Raw genomic sequence first — 21,426 nt, forward strand, 5'->3', positions numbered from 1 at the left:
GAAGACCCATAGAAAGATACGAATGGCCAATAAACACGGAGGTATCCATGAAAAAAATAATAGAGCGGGTTATAATAGCCGCGTTGGCTGTAATCTGTATTGTATCACAAACAGCCTGCTCCGGTAAAGAACCGGTTTCCGACACGGATTTTCTGATGAACACCACCTGCAAGATCACGCTTTACGGCGATGCACGCAGCGAAAAAGATCAGCTGGCGCTGATCCGCGAGACCTTCGCCCTGTGCAGGCAGTATGAGGACCAGATGAGCAGGACCGTAGAAGGCGGGGATATCAGCAGGATCAACAGCGCCGCCGGCCAGCCGGTGTCAGTGGAGGATTCCACGGCGGAAGTCATAGAAGCCGGGCTGAAATATGCGGAACTGTCTGGGGGACTTTTCGATATCACGGTGGGAGAACTGGCGGAGATGTGGAACTTCAGCGGGGACGATCCGCATGTTCCCGACGCCGCCGCCATCGCTGAGGCGGTGAAACACGTGGGTTATCAGAAGGTGCACGTGTCCCGGGACGGTGCGGGGGAGAAGCCAGCCGTACGGCTGGACGATCCCGAAACGAAACTGGATCTGGGAGGCATCGCCAAAGGCTATATCGCAGACCGGGCGGCCGAATTCCTGCGGGAAAAGGGCGTGACCGGCGCGATCCTGAACTTTGGAGGCAATATACTCTGCATCGGGGAAAAAGATACGGACACGCCCTTTGTCATCGGTGTGGAAAAGCCCTTTTCATCTCAGGAAGGGCAGGAAAAAGAAATATTGGGAACAGTGGCCGTGTCCGACATGTCTGTGGTCACGTCAGGCACATATGAGCGAAAATTTTACGAAGACGGCGTACTGTATTACCATATACTCGACCCTCAGACAGGCTATCCCAGGGAGACCGATCTGGATGGAGTGAGCATCATGGGACCGGATTCCGCGGACTGCGACGGCCTGGCCACCACATGTCTCATGCTGGGACTGGACAAAGGAAAGGCGCTCATCGAGTCGCTGCCTGATTTCGAGGCGCTCTTTGCTGTAAAGGACGGCAGTGTGGTGACCACGGAGGGATTCACGCTGAAGGAGACCAAATAGTCCGGACTGTATGGCCATCCTTATGGCCATCCTTGTTTCAGAACCGTTGGTCACTTAAGCACTAAATGCGCAGTGCGGCCAAAATCCTCATCCTGAGGATGGAAATTCCGATTCTGTATGGCGGATCGGAAGAGTTTGTGCTATACTCAAATTTGCGGGCGACTGGGAAAATCAAAAGGATTTCTTTGGATACCTGCGAAACTGGACGTAAAAATCCCGGACCGCGCTGGGGATGACGGCGGACATGACCGCTGCCTGGCGTCGGCGGCGGTGGAGCCTGCTGTCAGGCAGCCGAAGGTGGTCAAACCTGATGTCGTGCAGCCGGCGGCTGTGGGAACTGTTGTCAGGCAGCCGCGGCGGTTGAACCTGCTGTCAAAATAAGGCCGGCCAGCCGAAAACGGTGGAAACTGTGGCGCTGACGGCAGTCGGAACTGTGACCGGGAACGGAAGGCGGCGGCCGGGGCTGTGACCGGGCAGCCGGCAGTGGTCCAGCAGGCCCTCTGCGGAATGGGAAATGAAAAATAAATGCGGCGGCTAGTTCGCCGCCTGAAATGGAGGAAAAAGAAATGGCAGATTGTAATCACGACTGTGGAAGCTGCGGCGAGAGCTGCGCGGAACGGGACCCCAAGAGCTTTCAGGAAAAGCCCCATGAGATGAGCAGTATCGGTAAGGTCATCGGAGTGGTCAGCGGTAAGGGCGGCGTGGGAAAATCTCTCGTCACCGGAATGATGGCTGTTCTCATGAACCGCCAGGGAAAGCGCACGGCGATTCTGGACGCGGATGTGACCGGGCCCTCTATCCCCAAAATGTTTGGCATCAATAAAGAACGTGCCATGGCAAACGAACTGGGCGTTATCCCAGTAAAGAGCAGGAACGGAATCGAGATCATGTCCACCAACCTGATCCTGGACACTGAGGAAACGCCGGTAGTGTGGAGAGGTCCTGTTATTGCGGGAACGGTAAAACAGTTTTGGAAGGACGTGATCTGGCAGGACATCGATTATATGTTCGTGGATATGCCGCCGGGCACCGGCGATGTGCCGCTCACGGTATTTCAGTCTCTGCCTGTGGACGGCATCATCGTAGTAGCCTCTCCTCAGGAACTGGTCTCCATGATCGTGGCCAAGGCTGTAAACATGGCCAAGATGATGAATATTCCCATCGTGGGCGTAGTGGAGAACATGAGTTATGTAAAATGTCCGGACTGCGGCAAAGAGATCAATATCTTCGGCGAAAGCCACGTACAGCAGGCTGCAGAGCAGTACGGCCTGAAGGTCCTTGGGCGGCTGCCCATTGATCCGGCGTTAGCCGCCGCCTGCGATGCAGGGGAGATCGAAGGCTTCCAGGGCGATTATCTGGTCGAAGCGGAAAAAGCGATCTCGGCGCTGTAGGACAGCCGGGGCGTAGGTAGGAAAAGCTCGCAGGTACGCGACTGCACGCGTGTAAAAAATATAAGAAAATATAAAAATGCCGGGGACTTCCATAGCGAGGCCCCGGCATTTTTTAGCGTATTAAGCGTATGACGATACGGATATACGCAGTTATGTCCGCTGGTATTTCACATGTTTCAAAAGTCTGCTGCTGTGTGCTTTTCGGGGGATCATCCCATGAAGGAAAGATACAGATCGTAGGCCAGCTTTCCCAGAAGGAGCGCGATCACTGCCGTCATCATGGGGCGGATAAACCGGGCACCTTTTTTGATGGCCAGCCCTGAACCGATGTAGCCCCCTGCGATCCCACAGAGAGCCGCGGGGAGGGCGGCTGCGAACAGTACGTTGCCTGACAGGAGAAAGGTAATGGCAGACGCACAGTTGGAGGCTAGATTCAGCACTTTCGCGTTGCCGGAAGCCGTTTTCAGATCGTATTTCATAAGGGTACAGTAAGCGATGATGGCGAAAGTTCCCGTGCCCGGTCCCAACAGCCCGTCGTATCCGCCGATGAGAAAACCGATCAGGACCGAAAGAAGAAAGGCTCTGCGGCCGCTCAGGCTGTCCGCATTATTGGTTTCGCCGTAATCGTGTTTTGTCAGCAGAAAGACAGCGACGAAGGGGAGAACGGCGATAAATACCAGCTTCAGAGTGCGGTCGGGGATCAGCAGAGCCAGCCGGGTCCCCAGCCCCGATCCGATGAAAGAGGCGGTGGCTGAGATCAGCGCTGTGCGCACCGACAGCGCGCCGTTGGCGAAAAAGCGGACGGCGGCGAAGGTCGTGCCGGCGGCCGCCGACACTTTGTTGCAGCCCATAGCCATGTGGGTGGGCATGCCCACGAACAGATAGGCGGGGATGGAGATCAGCCCGCCCCCTCCGGCTACAGAATCCACGAAACCGGAGAAGAAGATCATGACGCAGATAAAAACGATCTGCGGAAGAGTGATTGTGAATGAGTCCATAAATTTTGCCGCGTTCCTTTTCTTTGCAGTTGTAATCAGTTATAAGGTATATGTTCTGTACCGGCGGTTTCGATGCTTAGACCGCGGGTCGGCCATTGCCGGTGGATGGGCTGTCTTGTCCTTGTCCCTGTTCGGGGGGCTGTGCTGCCGGCAGGGTCGATGCTCTGATCGGTGCCGCGCTGCCGGCGGGGGCGTTGTTCTGTTCAGGGGCTGTGCTGCCGGCGGGGGCGATGTTCTGTTCGGGGGCTGTGCTGCCGGCAGGGTCGATACGCTGTTCGGGGGCTGCGCTGCCGGCGGGGGCGATGTTCTGTTCGGGGGCTGTGCTGCCGGCGGGGTCGATACGCTGTTCGGGCGTTGTGCTGCCGGCGGGGTCGATGCCTATCCAAGTATATCAAATTCGTTAAAATTCGACAAGTGCTGTGGGAGGAGCGGGAAGCAGATGCTCTATCTTTGGGAGGACTTTTCAGAATAGGTGAGAATCAAAAAAAATTTGTGTTTTCACATAAAACAGGCCTGTTTTCAGCTCTACATTGTATGGATTTACCATAAAATAGGTAATTTCTTAATAAAAAAATGAAAATCACCTATTTTCAGCTGGAATTTAGGTGATATCCTGATTTTTTATCATTTTTCACCCACAAGCCGCCGCTCCGCTCAGCCCAACGGCAACGCTCCGGTACGGCCCAACGGCAACGCTTCCGTGAGATGTTATTTCATATTCGGCTCGGCGGCCCATACGGCACGTAACCGCAGCCTTTGTGAGTTTGCGCGCAGCCCGGGCTTTTCCGCCGGATTCTTTTGGCTTGTAATCTCTCCGCGGCCGTAATACAATTATAACGAACGGCGGTATGAGTGACAGGTGTGTGGACCTGAGCAAAAGCGGCGCCGTGTGCAGGAAGCATGTGTGGGGGTCATGAATAGTAAAATGATTCGGGCGGACAGGAAACGATCCAATGGTGTCGAAAACAGACGCAGAGTTTTGATTTTGGCGTGCTTTATAATAGGCGTGCTTTTTTTTGCACCGGCGGCGCTGGCGGACGGAAGTGAGACGAACGACATGTCTTCTACGGCGGGTGCCATGGAGGTGCCGAAGAGCCGATACATATCACATATAATCGGCGGCATTGAATATGCAGTGGATTACGACAATGTGATCTGCCTGTGGGTAGTCGAAGGCGAACCTCTGGACCCGCAGATTCTTCCCATGTGGGTCAGCACATCGGTGGGCTGGATCAACGGCGACACAGGCGTGGATTTTGTGGATTGGCTGGTAAAGTGGGACGAGCAGGAACTGGAAGCATTGGAAGCAGACCCGCTGACAGGAGGTGCGGTGCTCACCTTGAAGGGAAGGTGGGACCAACCGTGGGATGAGTTTTTGCCAAATGGGACCACCACGGCGGCGGTGACGGCCACGACTCGGGAACAATACGGGAAGACCAGAGAACCGGTCTGCAAAATCATCGTCTGTGCCAAGACGGGGCTGGAACTGCCGCAGCTTATTCAGTTTTACAGTAAAAAGCAGCCTGAGGGCGTGCGCGTGGAGACCGGAAACTCGGAGCTTATCAGCGTCAGCGCAGAACAGGTCTATCCGGTAGATAATACGAAGCACATCATATATGCCCGGCGGGTGGAGAGCGCCGATGCGGGAAACGGTGACGATCCCTCCGGCGGATCCACGGAAAGCAGTTCCACGGCTGGCGGCCCTGCAACAAGCGACTCTGCGGTGAGCGGCCCTGCAGTGAGTGGCTCTGCGGTGAGCGGTCCCGCTGCCGGCGTCCAGGGAGAGGGCAGCGAGACAGGAACCGGCGAGTGGAGCGAGATCGGACAGACCTGGTACGGAAATGGACTCTTCGGAAGTCTGGCTACAGTGGTCGACGCAGGTCTAAATGATGGGGTGTTCCTTCTGATCAAGCAGTTCAGGGACACGGGCTGGTTTGAGGACGACAGGGTGTACGAAGTGCAGGTGGAGACGTCTGTCTATACAGACAGCGGAGGCTGGGAAGCCTACCTGTCCAATATAATGACGGTGGATATGAGTACAGATATTGAGGAAGAGGATGATCCCGGCGACGGGAACACGCCGCCCTCCGACGGCAGCAATAGCGGAAAACGAGGCGGCGGAAACCGCGGCGATCAGGAAGCCGGCCAGGCCAAGAGACTGTCGGCGGATCAGCTGTCCGCGCTGGCGAAGGTGAATCCATCCGGTACGACCCTTGTGCAGAGCGGCATAAAGGTCACACTGCCCCCATCGCTGGTAAAGAACTGGGCGGAAGGGGAGGCAGAGATCGTAGTCCGCTGCGAGAGAAAGGGCGAAGATTCCATTCTGTTCGAGATCGAGAAAAACGGAAAGGCATTGGACGAGATCGGCGCTCCGGTCTGCCTGCGGATCCCGCTGAAACAGGAAATCGCCCTGCTGAAAGGAATATCGCAAAAGACCGCGGCCGTTCAATTGGCGGCGCGGCGGGATGGAGTACTGATCAGCGCCTCTTATTACGATGCGGCTGCGGAAGAATTGGTGGTAAAGACAAGTCGAACCGGTTCTTATGAAGTTGTTCGCGGCAGGGAAAAGAAATTTGCCGATACGAAAGGGCACTGGATCGGGGATATCTCCGATTTTGCTTCGGCCAGAGGATTGGTGAACGGCTATCCTGACGGAACGCTGCGGGCGGATCGGCCTGTGACCGAGGCCGAGCTGCGGATACTGCTTCGTAATGCGATGGGAGATTCGGGAAATGCGCCGTCGCCGTCGCACAACCCGTGGTCAGGCGATTTGGCCGAAAGGGAGCTGGATCGGCTGGCGGCGTCGAGAGTGATCACAGAGGTATGCGGCGGTGTACTTACAGAAAAAAACACGGCGTCCGGATTCAGCGACACGGCGGAGCTGTCCCCTGAAGACAGGGAATGCATTCAGACTGTGCAGAGGGCAGGAATCATGAACGGCAGGGGCGGCGGCAAATTTGTGCCACACGGGACAATGACAAGGGCGGAGGCGCTGGCCGCCGCCGTAAATGTACTGAAGAATTGACGGGATAGAAGGAATACATACAGCAAGGGTGAGGATTGCATGGATATTTTGATCATTGATGACGATGCGGCGCTGGCCAGAGGGATCGCGTTATATCTGAAAAGCAACGGACCGTCCTACAGGGTGCGCATCGCTGTCGACGGGGAGGAAGCGGCGAGAGAGCTGGCTCAGGCTCTGCCTGATCTGATCGTGCTCGACGTCATGCTGCCGGATATCAGCGGATTTGAACTATGCCGGCACATAAAGGAAGAAAAAGATATTCCGATCATATATCTGTCCAGTCTGGGTGAGACCGAGGACAGGATCACCGGACTGCTGGCCGGCGGCGATGATTATATGACCAAGCCTTTCAGTCTGACGGAACTGAGACTGCGCATCGAGGCGCGTCTTCGGGAATCGGGGAAACGGGTGCGGACCGGTGGGGCGGAAAGCGCAGATCGGAGCGGGAATGCCGGTTCTGAAGGGGGCATGGACAAGGAAAGCCCTGGCGAGACGCAGGAAAACGGGTACCTGCGGTACGGAGAAGTCGCCCTGCGCAAGCAGGTGCTGACGGGGGGCAGACGAGACGTGCCGCTGACGGAGACGGAATACAGGATCCTGCTTTTGCTGGCCCGCAATCCGGGCTGTGTGGTCTCAGCGGAGGAAATCTACAGAGTGGTCTGGGGACAGTCAGATGGCGGCGACCTTCGAACGGTGCAGTCCCATATGGCGAATCTGAGACGCAAACTGGAGGAAGCCTACGAGACAAAAGAGCACATACGGACCAGATGGGGAGAAGGCTATCTCTTTCAGGAATGAACCTTAAGCGAGACGGCCGCGGGAGAGACCGCCTGTAAGGCCGACGGTAAGACTGCAGAAAAGATCCTTTGAGAGCACACCGGCAAGGTTATCGTCTGAGAGAACGTTGGAGTCCACATCTGAAAGATCGGGAGAACCGGTCCGGTCCGTGGAGAAGAGAGGGAGGCTGTAGCGCATGGCGCAGAGAGGGCGTAAAAAAGAATATGCGGTTCTGTGCTTTTTCGCGGCGTCACTGGTATTTTCCATTGCCGTCAATTTTGCTGTCCACCGTCTGGACAATAAGTATGAATACAGCGAAAAGCAGCCGGTATGCGGCGTGATGGAGCTGACAGAGGCAGATCTCTCCGGGCGGGTCAATTATCTGTGCGACGACTGGGAGATCTACCGGGGCGTTCTATTGACGCCTGATGACTTCAGAAAACCGGGTGGCGGGCCGCTGCCCGACGAATATGTGCGGCTGGGACAGTATCCGGGTTTTGAGACCGGCGGAGATGCGGCCGGCAGCGGCCATGGGGCTCACGGCAGCGCTACCTACCGCCTGCGGCTACTGCTGCCGGAAACGCCTGCCAGGTATGAGCTGGAGCTGCCTGAGATATTTTCCGCCTATCGTCTCTGGGCAGGGGGAAAACCGGTATTTCAGAGCGGGGACCCTGATCCGGCAGATTACAGTCCCCGGCTGGTCCAGACGAAGATCAGCTTTGAAGCGGCGGGAGAGACGGAGCTGCTGTTTCAGGTCAGCGATTTTTCGCACTATTACAGCGGCATCGTTTATCCGCCTGCGTTCGGTTCAGAGCAGGATGTCGAACGGCTGCTTTCCGGCCGTCTGGCACTGAAAACCATCCAGTGCTTTTTCGCGGCGCTGCTGTGTCTGTGTTATGCAGCTCTGTGGGCTGTAAACCGTGGAGACCGAAAGCCTCTGTGTTTTTCGCTCATCTGCGCCGGTTATCTGGGATACGCCAGTTATCTGCCGATCCACACCTTCCTGCCGTCGGGCAGTTTTTTCTGGTATCGGATGGAAGATTTTTGTTTTCTGTTTCTGCTGCTCTTTCTCTGCACTCTGGCGGGTGTGCTGTGGCGCGCCGTTCCTCTTCCGGGGCTTCGCTGTCTGCAGGGCTTCATCGCAGCCATGATGGCGGCCAGTCTGATCGTTCCTTCCTTTTTTGACACAGGAGGGCTGCCCCTTATGCGTGCATACGGATTTTTCATGGACGCCTGTCAATTTATCGTGGTGGCCTGGCTGATCCTTGGCTGCTGCCGCGTCTGCCTTTTGGGAATGACGGCCGGCCGCGGGCTCCTATTTGCTCTGCTGTTTTTCGGAGTCGCGCTGGCGGGGGACCGGATGGACTACTGGTATGAGCCGGTCCTTCTGGGCTGGGGATCGGAGTACGGCGGATTCGTGCTGCTGTGCGTGCTGGCGTCCCTTGTGGTGATGGAGAGCATTGCCGCCCGCAGGGAGAACATGGAGCTCATAGAGAATGAGGCCCGCAAAGAGATCTATATGCGCGAGATCGTGCACGACCTCAGATCTCCGCTGGCACTGATCACTACCTACGCCCAGCTTTCCCGGCTGGGCGTGGCGGAGGACGAGAAACAGCAGAGCGAGTTTCTCAGCGAGATCGAAGCCCGGGCAAAGGAGCTGTCTGAACGGATCGGCCGTCTCCGGCGCATGGATCCCACGGAGCTTTCGAATATGAATTTCGTTACAGTGGACAGTCTGGAATATCTGGGATCACTGCGGGATAAATACAGTGCGCTGCTGGCCGGCAAGGGGTTGGATCTTCTGGTGGCGGGAGAACATTTTTCTCTGCGCCTGGACCGCGAGAAAATGGATATGGCCATGGAAAACCTCATCATGAACAGTATGCGTTTCACAGAGGCCGGAGGGACCGTCACTCTTGAAGCCCGCGTCAGGGGAGGCAGAAAAGAACTCAGGCTGAGGGACACCGGCGCAGGCATGGATGAGGAGTATCTTAATCGGATCTTTGAGCGGGGGTTTACAGGAGACCGGACGGAGCACACCGGCCTGGGCCTTTCCATCGTGACCAGAATCGCGGCGGCTCACGGCAGCAGTGTGGAGGTTGAGTCCCGGCCTGGCCGGGGGAGTTGTTTTATCCTGCGTTTCCAATAGCAGGAACTGCTCTGCAAAATCTTTAATATTCTTTAAATTCAGCACCGGGTGACCGGTGCTATACTTTTTGTATAGAAAAGATTTTTGCGGGAGCAGGTGATACGGATGGAAAGCGGAATGATAAAGCTGCGCGTCGGCCTCTGTGATGATCTGGCGGAGGACAGGCAGCTGTTGCTGGATCTGCTCAACCAGCGGTTCCGGACGAGAAAAGAAGAATACATACTGACCGCTTACAGCAGTGCGGAATCCCTTCTCAGCGCAGTGGAGGAGGACGGCGCGGTCTTCGATCTGCTTTTTCTTGATATCTATATGGAGGGAATATCGGGGATCGAGGCAGCCAGGCGGCTTCGGGAGAGGGACGGGACCGTGTCTCTGATTTTCATCACCACCAGCCCTGATTTCGCGCTGGAGAGCTATGAGGTATTTGCAATGGGCTATCTGCTGAAACCGCCGGACGGCGGGAATCTGGACCGCATACTGGACCGGTTTTTCAGCGAGCGTGTGCCCCGTGCGAAAAACAGTCTGCTGGTTCTTGATCCGAAAAAGGGGACACGTGTACCCTACAGGGATATTATGTGGATCGAAAGCTGCGGTCACGTGATCAACGTTTACCGGGCTGGCGGTCCGCCGCTGCGATTTTACACAAAGCTGTCGGAGCTGGAAACAGAGCTGTCATCCCGGGAGAATTTCCTGCGGTGCCATCAGAGCTGCATCGTCAACCTGGATTATGTTCAGGAGGTGGACAGCGACTTCGTTCTGACAGACGGGACGATCGTACCCATAAGAGCGAAGGAACGAAGGCGGATGAAAGAGATCTATTATCAGTATTTTATAAAGAGCTCCCTGTAGCCCCGGGCTGGCGGTCCGCGCGGCGTCCGGCGCCAGGGGGCGAGAGGGTGGTTGGACGATGTATGTATTGGGTGATATGGCCCGCAGTCTGCCGGACGTAGTGTTCATGGGCGCCGGCATCTGGATGGCTCATTCTTTTTATCGCTCGCAGCGGAAATGGTGGCAGATAGCCGGGACCTGGACCCTGTGCGTCGTTTTCTGCGGGCTTGCCGCCTCCTTTCTGTGGGAATATACCGGGATGTCGCAGATGCCTTATGAGAGAGTCAGTATGATAGTGGGGTTTTCCTGCATTTTTGCGTATCTGTATCTGTTTACCGAGGTGCCGGCGGCACAGCGGATCTTCACATACTTTTTCGTGGACAACAGTATGTATCTGCTGGTGGTCCTGTCCAGGTATCTTTCGGTCTTTCTTCTGGAAATCATCCCTGTTTCGCCGGATCTGCTTTTTCTGGGCATATATGCTGTTCTGACGCTGGCATTCTGCACCGGGTTTGCAAATTATCTGAAACAGAACATGCTGCGGGGGCTGGCGGTGTTTCAGCATCAGCTTACCGTGCTCAGTATTTTCGCATTTATCAATTATGTGGCACTGCTGGCCTGGATCGATCCCTGGGGACCGATGGATCCTCTGAATGTACTGGAACTGACCCGCGTGCTGCTGTTTTGCGCCATATCTGCAGGGGGATATTATCTGGCCTTCCGCATCCTTCTGACCCTGCGCCTGCGCATGGAAGCGGAGCAAAAAGAACAGCAGATGCGGGAGCAGATGAAACTGACAGAGCAGTATTATCATAACTTTTTGGAAAATGTGGATCAGATCCGAACGCTGCGCCACGACGTAAATCATCATATCCGCACCATAGCCGGACTCTGTGCGGGAAAGGAATGGGGACAGCTTGAGGACTATGTGAACAGGCTGACAGAGCAGAGCGCGCCCGGAGAGCTGCGGATCTGGTGCCGTCATTACACCGTCAGCGCCCTGCTGGATCATTATTCGGGCGTCTGCCGGAGCAAAGGGATCCGGTTTGAGTGCAGAGCAGCCGTCGCCCCGGAGTGCGCTGTGGATCCGATCCATCTGTGCGCCGTTTTGGGAAATGCGCTGCAAAACGCGGTGGACGCCTGCGAGCAGATGGACAGGAAAGAAGAACGGTTTATCGAGGTCCAGGCCCGGGAACGGGCGGGGAAACTGGTGATCGAGGTCAGAAACAGCTTCGACGGATTTTTGTGGGAGGATGGGGAAAGGGGATTCCGCTCCCGCAAAGAGGAAGAGGGCCACGGGCTGGGGCTCGGCAGCATCCGCAGGACAGTGGAACTCTACGGCGGATATTGCTCCGCCGGGGGTCAGAACGGCGTGTTCTCCCTGCAGGCCGTCCTGAAAGAAAGGGAAGTGGGAGATGGCACAGACATATATTCCGCGTAACGCCGCGGTGGGGCGGCACTGTCTGACTGACTGTCTCGGCGGACGGGAAACGGTCCGTCAAAGCTCCTGTTGATACGGAACAGATCCGATTTTGATGAAAAAACGGCCCCTTTTGCAGCCTTCGCACAGCGGAGGCTTTTTTCTGTTAATTTATAGTTGGAATGCTTGTCAGATGACCAGGTGTATTTCCGGTCATCTGGAAAAGAAGCGGCTGTGGACTTGTGGGGGTCCGAAAGGCCGGAACGGAGGAGGGAAAATGGCGAGATCAAATCAAGCGGCGTGCAGAGGCATCATAGGGATCGCCGATGACGGCTGTCCCATCGTCACGGCTGATTACGACTGCCCGCTGTGGCAGGGCCAGCCTGACGCGGCTTATGCCGTTCACGAGTGTTGGTATTGCATATACGCCGACTTCAGAAAATCGGCCCAGATCTATCTGGCGCAGAGTATTTGCCGCCATCCGGGGAATCGCGTGGAAGTCCGGAGGAAAAATGATATAGGCAGTGATATCGGTTAGAATGCCTGGAAGCTGCAGGCGAAAGGAGTGTGAATATGCGTAAGAAAGTTAGAGAAGCGCTGCGCGTTGATATGCGGCAGATGCGGAAGGTCGTGGCATTTGTCGTCTCTATTTGTATGCTGGCGGGCATGACTCCCCTGAGCGTGCGCGCGGAGTCCGGCGGAGACGGGGCTTCCGGCGCCGGGAGCAGCGCGCCGGTGGCAGAGCAGGCGGGGGGCCCGGAGGAGATCGGGGCCGCGAATGCGGACAAGATCGAAACGGGAGGAACGGACAAGACCGGAACGGCGGAGCCGGACAAGAGCGAAACGGTGGAGCCGGACAAGGCCGGGACAGAAGAGCCGGAGGATGCAGTTCAGGCGGCGCTGCTGGCCGCGGTGACGGAAAGCGTGGCAGCGCTGCGCAAAAATGGCGTTACCGCCGACTGGAAGCCGGATTTTGTGGATAAAGACGGCAGGCCTACAGCGAACAAACCTTACTTCGACAAGGGCTGGGAAGCGTACCTTCAGCTGACGGATGAGAGCAAGACCGCCATATCCCAGGCTGACAGAGACTATCTGGAGCTCTGCGCCCTCACCGTCACCGGCGAAGACGATGAATGTCAGCTCTGTCGGGAACACGGCGCGAAGGCCTATCACCAGCCCTCCGTCTGTCCCTACGAGCCTGCGAACGTGGCTGAAATGGAAAGATTGATCGCGGATGAGGCCGCGCTGCAGGCTGAGATGGATGTGCAACCGGAGAAGCCGGCGTCCTTTTTCGAGAAGCTGATCAATAACCTTTGGAATGCCTATAACACCCTGGTGGGAAAGGTAAAAGATATTTTTTCCGTTAACGGCAGGAGTGCGGAGGAGGAGCGGATCATCGCGCACAGAGAGGCGCTGACGGCGGAGCTTCAGTCCGCGGAAACGATCAGCGCCGGAGCGGAGCGGCTTGCGGAAGCGGTGAGCGCCATGGAAAACACAGAATCATATATCGCGGAAAACGGCGCGTATATCGATCAGGTGTGGGCGCAGTATCAGGCTCTTTACACAGAAGAAAATCTTCTGGATTATATCATGTTTACTTTTGCAAACTGGGATACCGCTTCCGAGACAGAGGCGCCTGTATTCAGTCAGGGGTGGGAAACGCTGACCTCTGTGTACAGGGCCCGCCGGATTGCCGCGGGAGACGTCTGCGCGGACTGCCTGGCCTGTACGGGAATGGAGATCTGTCATCTCCACGACGCGGGACTCACGGAGGAGTGTCCCAACAGGAATACTCTGGACAGCATACCGGCGGAACTGCCGGGTCCGGACGACAAGGGCGGCGCGGGAAAAGCGGACGGCCGCACAGAGGGACCAGCTGTTTCGGAGTCCCATGAAAGCGGCGCAGGTAGGCTGCTTGCCGGGCTGCTGGAACGGGCGACGCCAAAAGCCTATGCCGCGGAGCCGGAGCAGGCTTTTGACGAAGGGACAGGAACAGCGGATGGGCCTGCTGTGATCAGGGAACTGCCGTCGTTTTTTTCAGGGGCGCTGAAAGCGGCGTCGGCCAGCTATCTCCCGGGGATGATCACTGCTCCGGACAGCACGGCCACAAAGTCTCAGACCATCGGCGGGACCAATGGGGAGCCCTATAAACTCATCGTAAATCCAAACGGAAGGATATCGGTCTGGTTCGATTTAGGCGGAAACGGACGCTACGATCAGAAACAGTATTATGGTTCCGACGCCAACTCCAACGGATCGGTGCTGGTGATCAACGGCAATGTGTACGGAACAGATTACCTGGGCGGCGCGCTGATAGACAACGGCCATTTCGCTGTGAGCAACACGCTGACAGACGGCGGCCGCACCGTGAAAACGGTATTCGTAAATAAAAGCGGCGTGCAGGTGACTCAGTACGTTAATCTGCCCAAGGGCGCCAATTATATCAACAAACGCTGGGAGATAATCAATTACAATGCTTCCGGCTCGATCAGCGATCTGCGGTTCATCCACGGAGGCGATACATTTTTCGCCGGATCGGACACGGGCTACTGTTACTATAACAGGGGGACCCGGAGCGTCTACATAAAGAAAAATGCAGACAGCGGCATGATGTCCTATATCTGGGACGGAGCGGTGCCGGCGGACCGTTATTTTTCAGGGTATTATTATGACGGAAAACAGCTGGCCATGAAAGGGCTGCTGAATAATACGGCTTACCACACGGCGAATCCCGGCGCATCTTACGTGGACGCGGGGTATTTTCTCCAGTGGGACAAGGCGTCTCTGGGGACCGGAGAGACCTGGACCATCAAATCTACCGAGGGATTCAGTCTGAAGGGCGACGTTCAGATCCAGGCTCCCGCGGAGAACACGGCGGCGCCGGGAAGCCTGGTGTCCTACCGGTTTACCCTGATGAATATGTCGGATCAGGAGAAGACTGTCGATCTGACGGCGGATTCTTCTAATTTCTACAGCGCAGACATTCGCGTGATCAACGGAGTAATAAAGACCGGCAGCGGTTACCGGACCACTGTGCCGGCGATGGGAAGCAGGACGGTGATCGTGGACTGCGAGATACCGGCAGACGCGCCTGACGGCACGGATAAAATAACGCTGACCGGCCTTTACGACGGAAAGACGCAGACAGGCAGTGTGACCACCACCGTCAACAGTGAGGCCATCGGCTTTGACCGGGTCGTGGTGGTGGAAAACAAGCCGTCCGATTCGGGCAGCGGCGGCGTAGTACAGACTACCATCTACGCGGAGATCAACGGCAAGAATCTGCCTACTAACGCTGAGGTCACCCTGGTGGCCAAGCTGATGAAGGAAGACGGAACGCCTACCAATATAGAAGGACGCGTCACTGTGACCACAGGATCGGAAAAAGTGGATCAGATCATCGGGGTGATCCCGCTGAGCTATGTGGCGGAAGCCGGCACCGTATATTTTGCAGAGGTATCGGTGGAGAAGGTGGTCCGTTACAACGGCACGCCGGGGACGGGAACAGGCACGGAGGTCCCTGTGGGGACTGTCACCGACGCGCCCAGCGGACCGGTGACCATCGATCCTGAGGTTGCGGTGAAGTCGGTGACAAACATCGAATTCACCAACGGAGAGATCGACAGAGGGGAATCTCCTCAGGGGCAGATCAAGTTGTACAAGGATAGTACCATAAAGCTGGAAGCTGTGGTGACGCCCGTGGACGCCACCAATCCAGAGCTTGAGTGGAGTTCGTCCGACTATACGGTGGCTTCGGTGGATGAAAACGGCAAGGTCACGGCGGTAGGTTCTGAGGGGACGGCGCAGATCACGGCCACGGCCAAAGACCACAGCGGCGTTTCCTGTACAGTTACGGTCAAGGTAAATGTGAAGCCTGAACGCATTACCTTTGACGCGAAGGACATTACCCTTGAAAAAGGAAAGAGCATAGAACTGACAGCCACGGTCCATTCGGAAAGCGTCAGCCTCGACGCCGGCGATATTCTTCTGGAGGTGCAGGGAAACGGCGCGGGAACGTCATACCTGGAGATCGGAAGCCCGATCCCAAATGGAAATAAAGCGACCGTATCTGTCACTGCTAAAGAAAGTACACCCGTGGGTTATCCGGTAGAAATATCAGCGGTCATCGATAAAGCAGGCGTTAACATTTCGGACACCGCCGCCGTGCGGGTCGTGGAGGCGCTGCCTACGGGAATACGGATCACCTCGGGCGAGGCCATCGAGAGCAATGTGGCGGGCGGTCAGGTGACGGTGGGACCGGGACAGACGATCCCGCTGGGGGCGCTGATCTCCCCGGCGGAGGCGGCCAACAGCATGGGGGCTTCCGATGTGACCTGGACAACGGACCGGCCGGATCTGATCGCACTGGCGGCCGCGGGGAGCCAGCCGCTGGGCATAGTGGCGAAAACAGCCGCGGACAAAACGGGAGATGCCACAGTGACCGTCCGCATCAACGGGACGAATTATGAGGACACGCTGCGGATCTCGGTGAGCACCGATGTGACGGACATCTCCGTATATCCCGGGGATCAGAAGGTCGGACAGGGAGAGAAGATCGCTCTGGCAATAGACTTCCAGCCCGTTTATGCCCTGCCGCCCACAGTCTTATGGTCTGTCTCAGGACCGGCGGTGTGGAATGGAAGTACGGGCTACATGACCGTAGACGCGGATGCGGAGCCAGGGGCGAAGATCGAGGTCACGGCCCGGACCCAAAAGGACGCCGGGGATCCGGCTTCCGTGCTTACGGCGGGAGCCGTATACACGGTGGAAGCGCGGGTAAGAGGCCTGAAGGTTACCGGGAGCGGCATCCTGAATATCGGCTCCGCCGGCGCTCAGTATGAGGTGATCTTTGATCCTTCAGGATTGGCTGATGATCAGAAGGAGATCATGTGGGTATTCGATGAAACGAAGCTGAAGCTGGAGGCAGGGTGCAGGGTCACGGACAAAGCGGTCACATTCCGGGTGCTGACTTCCGCGGCGGTGGGATCTACCGCGGTCAGAGTCATTTCATCCGTCAATAAAGACGTGTATGGACTCAAGAGCATTATGCTGGAAAACGCGCCCTTTGCGTATGCGGTAGAAAAGCAGGCGGGCGGGGCTGCGGCTTCCTCCGGCGGTTTTTATACCGAGGACGTTAAGCTCGTGACTTCGGGAATGCAGAACATTCGGGCCTTGCTTCAGAAGGTATCGGGGTCGGCGCTGACGGTCTACGAGGAGGAAAAAGACTATACTGCAGAAGAATTTGGAAACCTGCGTTTCGGCGACGGAACCTGGCGTGTCAGCGTTAAAAGCGGCCTGCGAAACGACGGCGTCATCACCGGAGCGGAAACCATCGTTCTGAAGGTGGATACCGGGGCGCCTACACTGTCGGCCCTGACCGTTACGGGAGCGGGCGCCACGCTTTCCGGCGGCCGTGTGGAGACTACAGGGAAACTGACCGTATCGGCGGAGGCGAAAGACAGCTCCTCAGGCGTGAAAGCGGTGCAGTATTCCATCAACGGCGGCGCCGACTGGATCGATATGGCACAGCTGGGCAGCACCAGTACGTGGCAGGCCGAGATCTCTCAAACGTTTACTGGAACCATACAAGTGCGCGCGCAGGACAAGGCTGGCCACGATTCCGCGGAACTGACGCAGCCTGCCATGATAACAGGGGCGGCGGAGGCGCCCGTGCTGGAGGTCGCTGACAGTCAGGGACAGCCAGTGGCTGACGGTGCGTGGAACCGGATCGGCGTGACCGTAAGCGCCAGAGGCGGCTCTTACAAGGAGGGCGGACTCACCTATACGTTGACTCATCCCGCGGATACAGGCACTCCCGGACCGGACACAGCCATGACGTCAGCGGGAGGCGTTTACAGCGTAACTGTTTCTCAACAGGGCATTACGCGCATCGTCGTGACGGCGGAGGACGTGTCCGGAAACAGGGCCACGGCCGGGGCTGTGGTGCGGATCGACGGAGAAAAGCCGCAGATCAGTAATTTTGAAGTAACAGGTCCGGCGGTCCGGGAAGCGGCCGGAAAGGTCTATGCCACGGGACAGCTGAAGATCTCGGCTGCGATCATGGACGGGGATTCCGGTCTCGGACAGGTGACGGCTAAGGTCACCAGCGGCAGCGGCGTGGGAGCCGTGGAGCTGGCGGCTCCCGCGGTGACCGAAAACAACGGCAGTTATTCCTTTATCTTTGATGAAGAATTTGACGGCGCGGTCTGGCTGACGGCCACGGACAAAGCAGGAAATACGGAGACCGTGAGCAAAGCCGCCATGATCGCCTCTCCAGTGAAGGCGCCCACAGTGACACTGACGGACGCGGAGGGAACGGAGCTGATCACGGCGGGCGCGTGGACAAAGGGCGACGTAACGGTAAAAGTCTCAGGACCTGCCGGCCAGAAGCTGATGTACAGCGCAGTAGGCGCGGCGGCGTCGGAGAAGACTGATTTTCCGTCAGGCGGTCTCACTGTGACCAGATCTGGGATCACCACATTGACGGCCATCGCTGCCGATGTGTCGGGAGCGGAAGCGGAGACAAGGGCTGTGATCATGATCGATAAGGTCAGACCTGTCATCGGCGGAATGGGCTTAAACGGTGAAGGCGGCGTGATATCAGGAGGAGCATATTATCTGGAACACCCGCTGACTATCACCGCCGCAGGCGTCGCCGACAGCCACAGCGGCGTAAAAGAGGTCTGCTATAATCTGGTGACCCAGGGCGTGGTCAAGGTGTCGGGACAGGCAATGACGCTGAAGGACGGCGTCTGGAGCGCGGTGTGTACCCGGGACTTCGACGGCTGGGTCGAGATATGCGCAGTGGACAACGTAGGAAATACCCAAGTGATAAGTAAAGCGGCCGTCCTCTCCATGGATTGGGCGCTGATCGATCCGCTGACACAGGAAATAGTGGACGGCGTATTCGGCCCGGGCAACGCGGTGCTGAACACAGGCAGCGGAACTCCTGTCATCCAACTTCAGGGTGATGTGGAGCTGGACAAAACCATAAAAGCAGGTACGGATGTGATCATCGACCTGAACGGTCACGACATTGCCGGCGCTGACGGCGCAGAAGGCGAGAACGGTCAGGCTGCGATCACGATCATAGAGGACGGCGTGACCGTAACGATCACGAACAGCGCAAACGCTAACGCAGCCGTTACCGGCGGCAGCGGCGGAGCGGGAGGAAGCGGCAGTGCCAACGGCGGCAACGGCGGACACGGGGTGGACGCGGGCAGCCACACCGGCTGCAATGTGATCGTTAGCGGAAATACCACGGTGGCCGGCGGAAACGGCGGTAACGGGTATTCCGGCGGCAACGGGTCGGGAGGAAACGGCGGAAGCGGTGTTTCCAGCGAAGCGGACACAGCGATCACTATAGAGAGACCGGCCAAGGCTCAGGGCGGAGACGGCGGAAATGCTGCGGGAACCGGCGCGGGCGGCAACGGCGGCGCCGGCGTCGATTCGGAGACGGGAAATGTCATCGTCAACGGAGGCGGAGCGTCCGGCGGCAACGGCGGAGAAGGCGCCGGCTCGGGCATCGGAGGAAGCGGCGGCAATACGCCCGGCGGAGACGGCGCCGGAAGTCCCGGCTCGGGCGGTCAGGCCATCGACGGCGGAAGCAGCAGTACGATCAAACAAAATACAGGCAGCGACGGCTACAAAGTCACCACTACCATCAATACATCCGGAGCGGCTGCGTTCGCGCCCGCGGGCGAGCTGGCAGCGGCGGCGGTCAGCGAAGCGGACAAGGCGACGGGAGCGGCGATGAACATCGAGGTCATCCTCACCATCGTACACAAAACAGATAAGCCCGACCGCAGCATGATCGAAGGGGAAACGGCCCTGGGAGGCATCGCCGCCAATACCGTAGGCGCTTACTTCGACATTTCACTGAAGAAAATCGTCACAGACAGTAACGGGCAGTCCGTGGAGACGACCATCAAAACGACTCAGGGGGATCAGGAAGTGGAGATCACGATCGGTATTCCTCAGGCGATGCAGGGCGGATCGAACTATACCATCATCCGCGTTCACGACGGGAGAGCGGAAGCGCTGCCCGCCAGACAGGTGGGAGATAAACTGATCTTCCGTACCAACAGATTCTCGACTTATGCGATCGCCTATACGCAGGCGCCTTCAAAGGCCGTCAGACGGCAGCTGACCATCGAGGGCGGAGGCGCAGGCTCTACAGTCTCAGACAGAATGTACGACAGGGATTCTCTGGTCCGAATCGACGCCGGGACGATGAGCGGTCATACCTTCAGCGGCTGGACCGTCTCGCAGGGCGGAATCACTCTGGCCGATGGGACCAGGAGCGTGACCTACTTTACGATGCCGGATGAAGCGGTGACGCTGGTAGCCGGATGGACAGCCAACAGACCCGGCGGAAACGGCGGGTCAGGCGGATCCGGAGGCGGGGGCGGTTCCGCTGCAGAGTCCTCAGACGACGGCAGAGTGAAGGTGGAGACCGGAAACGGCGGCAAGACAGAGATCAGGAAGAACGCCGACGGCAGCAGTACGTTGACTGTCACGCCCGACGCGGGATTCCGTGTAAAGGACGTTCTGGTAGATGGAAAGAGCGTGGGATCGGTGACCAGCTATACCTTCCCGGCAGGGGAAAAGAAGTATACGGTCCAGGTGGTATTTGAGAAAGTGGCCATCGGAACATTTGCCGATGTGTCGGGCCACTGGGCGGAGGACTATATCCGCTCCATCTGCAGCCAGGGCCTGATGGCTGGAACCGGCGCCGATACCTTTGGTCCGGAGATCCCCATGAGCAGAGGCATGGTAGTGACAGTTCTGTACAAGCTGGCCGGAAAACCGGAGACGGCGATCGCGGGAAGCGCGTTTAGAGACGTGGCAGCGGATGCGTATTATGCGGATGCTGTGGCGTGGGCTCAGGAGTCCGGTATCGTCGCGGGCTATGGAAACGGACTTTTCAAGCCGGAGCAGAGCGTGACGAGGCAGGAATTCGCGCAGATCCTGTTCAGCTATGCCAAGGCGTCGAATATGGATCTGACAGCAGGCGAAGGAGCCGCCGCAGGGGCAGCAGGAGAGCAGTCTCTGGCAGCCTTTGCAGATGCAGACAGTGTGGCTGGCTGGGCCAGAGAGGCCATGGAGAGTATGGTGGCGCAGGGTGTCATGAGCGGTACTCCACAGAAAGAACTGCAGCCCGAGAGAAGCATTGTCCGGGCAGAAGCGGCCAGCATGCTGTACCACTTTGTGGATCTGAAAAAGTAAAACAGCGATGCAGAAGCAAAGCGTACATAATACAGCGGCGCAGAAGCAAAGCAGCGACATCTAAATAACGGCAGCAAAACAGCGCGGCGATCTCCATCGCCGCGCTGTTTGCATGGCCGGGAGATTCGGTCATACGCTGTCATCGGTCTCATCAGCTGTAATTGACTGTCATCGGCTATTATCGACGGTCATCAGCTGTCATCAGCTGTCATCGGCCGACCGGGCGGAAAATTCAGCTGCGACGGTTCTGATTTCCTGCATACACTGCATAGGCCACATACTAATGCATAGTCTACATACCTCCGCGTACCCGCACATCCCCCATCGACATCTGCAGAAAGTTCTGCACTGCCGCCGAAGCAAATCTGCCTTAGAACGCGTGAGACAGAGACGGACAGACCAAGGACGGTTTTCGGACGGGAAACATGAATTGCAGGCTGAGAGAGGCGTTTTAGGGGGTCAGAACGGCATGCCAGTTCAAAAGGTCAGCTTACAATACCTATGAAATGTGAGTTGATCCCT

At 57.3% G+C, this 21,426-nt stretch carries 10 protein-coding genes; 9 read left to right on the forward strand and 1 reads right to left on the reverse strand.

What is annotated here, in order from left to right; all coding sequences use genetic code 11:
• Positions 1 to 47 precede the first annotated feature (47 nt).
• Both E0E37_RS09455 and E0E37_RS09460 read left to right on the forward strand, forming a co-directional pair.
• A complete protein-coding gene (locus E0E37_RS09455; protein ID WP_130862780.1) occupies positions 48 to 1,088 on the forward strand; it encodes an FAD:protein FMN transferase in 1,041 nt (346 codons plus the stop codon).
• A gap of 566 nt (positions 1,089 to 1,654) precedes the next feature.
• Positions 1,655 to 2,479, forward strand: coding sequence for an Mrp/NBP35 family ATP-binding protein (locus E0E37_RS09460; RefSeq protein WP_130862781.1), 825 nt, complete (start codon positions 1,655 to 1,657; stop codon positions 2,477 to 2,479).
• Positions 2,480 to 2,688: 209 nt separating this feature from the next.
• Here E0E37_RS09460 and E0E37_RS09465 read toward each other — a convergent pair whose 3' ends face one another.
• Positions 2,689 to 3,477 carry a sulfite exporter TauE/SafE family protein gene (locus tag E0E37_RS09465; protein WP_130862782.1) on the reverse strand — a complete coding sequence of 263 codons (789 nt, stop codon included), beginning with the start codon at positions 3,475 to 3,477 and terminating at the stop codon, positions 2,689 to 2,691.
• 913 nt (positions 3,478 to 4,390) lie between these two features.
• Here E0E37_RS09465 and E0E37_RS09470 point away from each other — a divergent pair.
• The 7 genes from E0E37_RS09470 (at position 4,391) to E0E37_RS09500 (ending at position 20,904) form a co-directional block, all read left to right on the forward strand.
• On the forward strand, positions 4,391 to 6,502 hold the full coding sequence (locus tag E0E37_RS09470; RefSeq protein ID WP_130862783.1) for an S-layer homology domain-containing protein: 2,112 nt from the start codon (positions 4,391 to 4,393) through the stop codon (positions 6,500 to 6,502).
• 39 nt (positions 6,503 to 6,541) lie between these two features.
• Positions 6,542 to 7,300 (forward strand): response regulator transcription factor, encoded by a 759-nt coding sequence (locus E0E37_RS09475; protein ID WP_130862784.1) that lies wholly within the window; start codon positions 6,542 to 6,544, stop codon positions 7,298 to 7,300.
• A 175-nt stretch (positions 7,301 to 7,475) separates the two neighbouring features.
• Positions 7,476 to 9,428 carry a sensor histidine kinase gene (locus tag E0E37_RS09480; RefSeq protein WP_130862785.1) on the forward strand — a complete coding sequence of 651 codons (1,953 nt, stop codon included), beginning with the start codon at positions 7,476 to 7,478 and terminating at the stop codon, positions 9,426 to 9,428.
• 105 nt (positions 9,429 to 9,533) lie between these two features.
• Positions 9,534 to 10,277, forward strand: coding sequence for a LytR/AlgR family response regulator transcription factor (locus E0E37_RS09485; RefSeq protein ID WP_130862786.1), 744 nt, complete (start codon positions 9,534 to 9,536; stop codon positions 10,275 to 10,277).
• A gap of 58 nt (positions 10,278 to 10,335) precedes the next feature.
• Complete coding sequence (locus E0E37_RS09490; protein ID WP_130862787.1) at positions 10,336 to 11,697, forward strand: sensor histidine kinase; 1,362 nt, start codon at positions 10,336 to 10,338, stop codon at positions 11,695 to 11,697.
• A gap of 256 nt (positions 11,698 to 11,953) precedes the next feature.
• A complete protein-coding gene (locus E0E37_RS09495) occupies positions 11,954 to 12,214 on the forward strand; it encodes a hypothetical protein (protein ID WP_130862788.1) in 261 nt (86 codons plus the stop codon).
• Between the two features lie 35 nt (positions 12,215 to 12,249).
• The gene (locus tag E0E37_RS09500) at positions 12,250 to 20,904 is read left to right on the forward strand and encodes an S-layer homology domain-containing protein (RefSeq protein ID WP_130862789.1); all 8,655 of its coding nucleotides are present in this window, start codon (positions 12,250 to 12,252) and stop codon (positions 20,902 to 20,904) included.
• The last annotated feature ends 522 nt before the right edge of the window (positions 20,905 to 21,426 follow it).

The organism is Bacilliculturomica massiliensis (assembly GCF_900605495.1).
Classification (GTDB): domain Bacteria; phylum Bacillota; class Clostridia; order Peptostreptococcales; family Anaerovoracaceae; genus Bacilliculturomica; species Bacilliculturomica massiliensis.

Coding starts and splice junctions, on each gene's coding strand:
- E0E37_RS09455 (WP_130862780.1), top strand. CDS start 48: ATGAAAAAAATAATAGAGCGGGTTATAATAGCCGCGTTGGCTGTAATC.
- E0E37_RS09460 (WP_130862781.1), top strand. CDS start 1,655: ATGGCAGATTGTAATCACGACTGTGGAAGCTGCGGCGAGAGCTGCGCG.
- E0E37_RS09465 (WP_130862782.1), bottom strand. CDS start 3,477: ATGGACTCATTCACAATCACTCTTCCGCAGATCGTTTTTATCTGCGTC.
- E0E37_RS09470 (WP_130862783.1), top strand. CDS start 4,391: ATGAATAGTAAAATGATTCGGGCGGACAGGAAACGATCCAATGGTGTC.
- E0E37_RS09475 (WP_130862784.1), top strand. CDS start 6,542: ATGGATATTTTGATCATTGATGACGATGCGGCGCTGGCCAGAGGGATC.
- E0E37_RS09480 (WP_130862785.1), top strand. CDS start 7,476: ATGGCGCAGAGAGGGCGTAAAAAAGAATATGCGGTTCTGTGCTTTTTC.
- E0E37_RS09485 (WP_130862786.1), top strand. CDS start 9,534: ATGGAAAGCGGAATGATAAAGCTGCGCGTCGGCCTCTGTGATGATCTG.
- E0E37_RS09490 (WP_130862787.1), top strand. CDS start 10,336: ATGTATGTATTGGGTGATATGGCCCGCAGTCTGCCGGACGTAGTGTTC.
- E0E37_RS09495 (WP_130862788.1), top strand. CDS start 11,954: ATGGCGAGATCAAATCAAGCGGCGTGCAGAGGCATCATAGGGATCGCC.
- E0E37_RS09500 (WP_130862789.1), top strand. CDS start 12,250: ATGCGTAAGAAAGTTAGAGAAGCGCTGCGCGTTGATATGCGGCAGATG.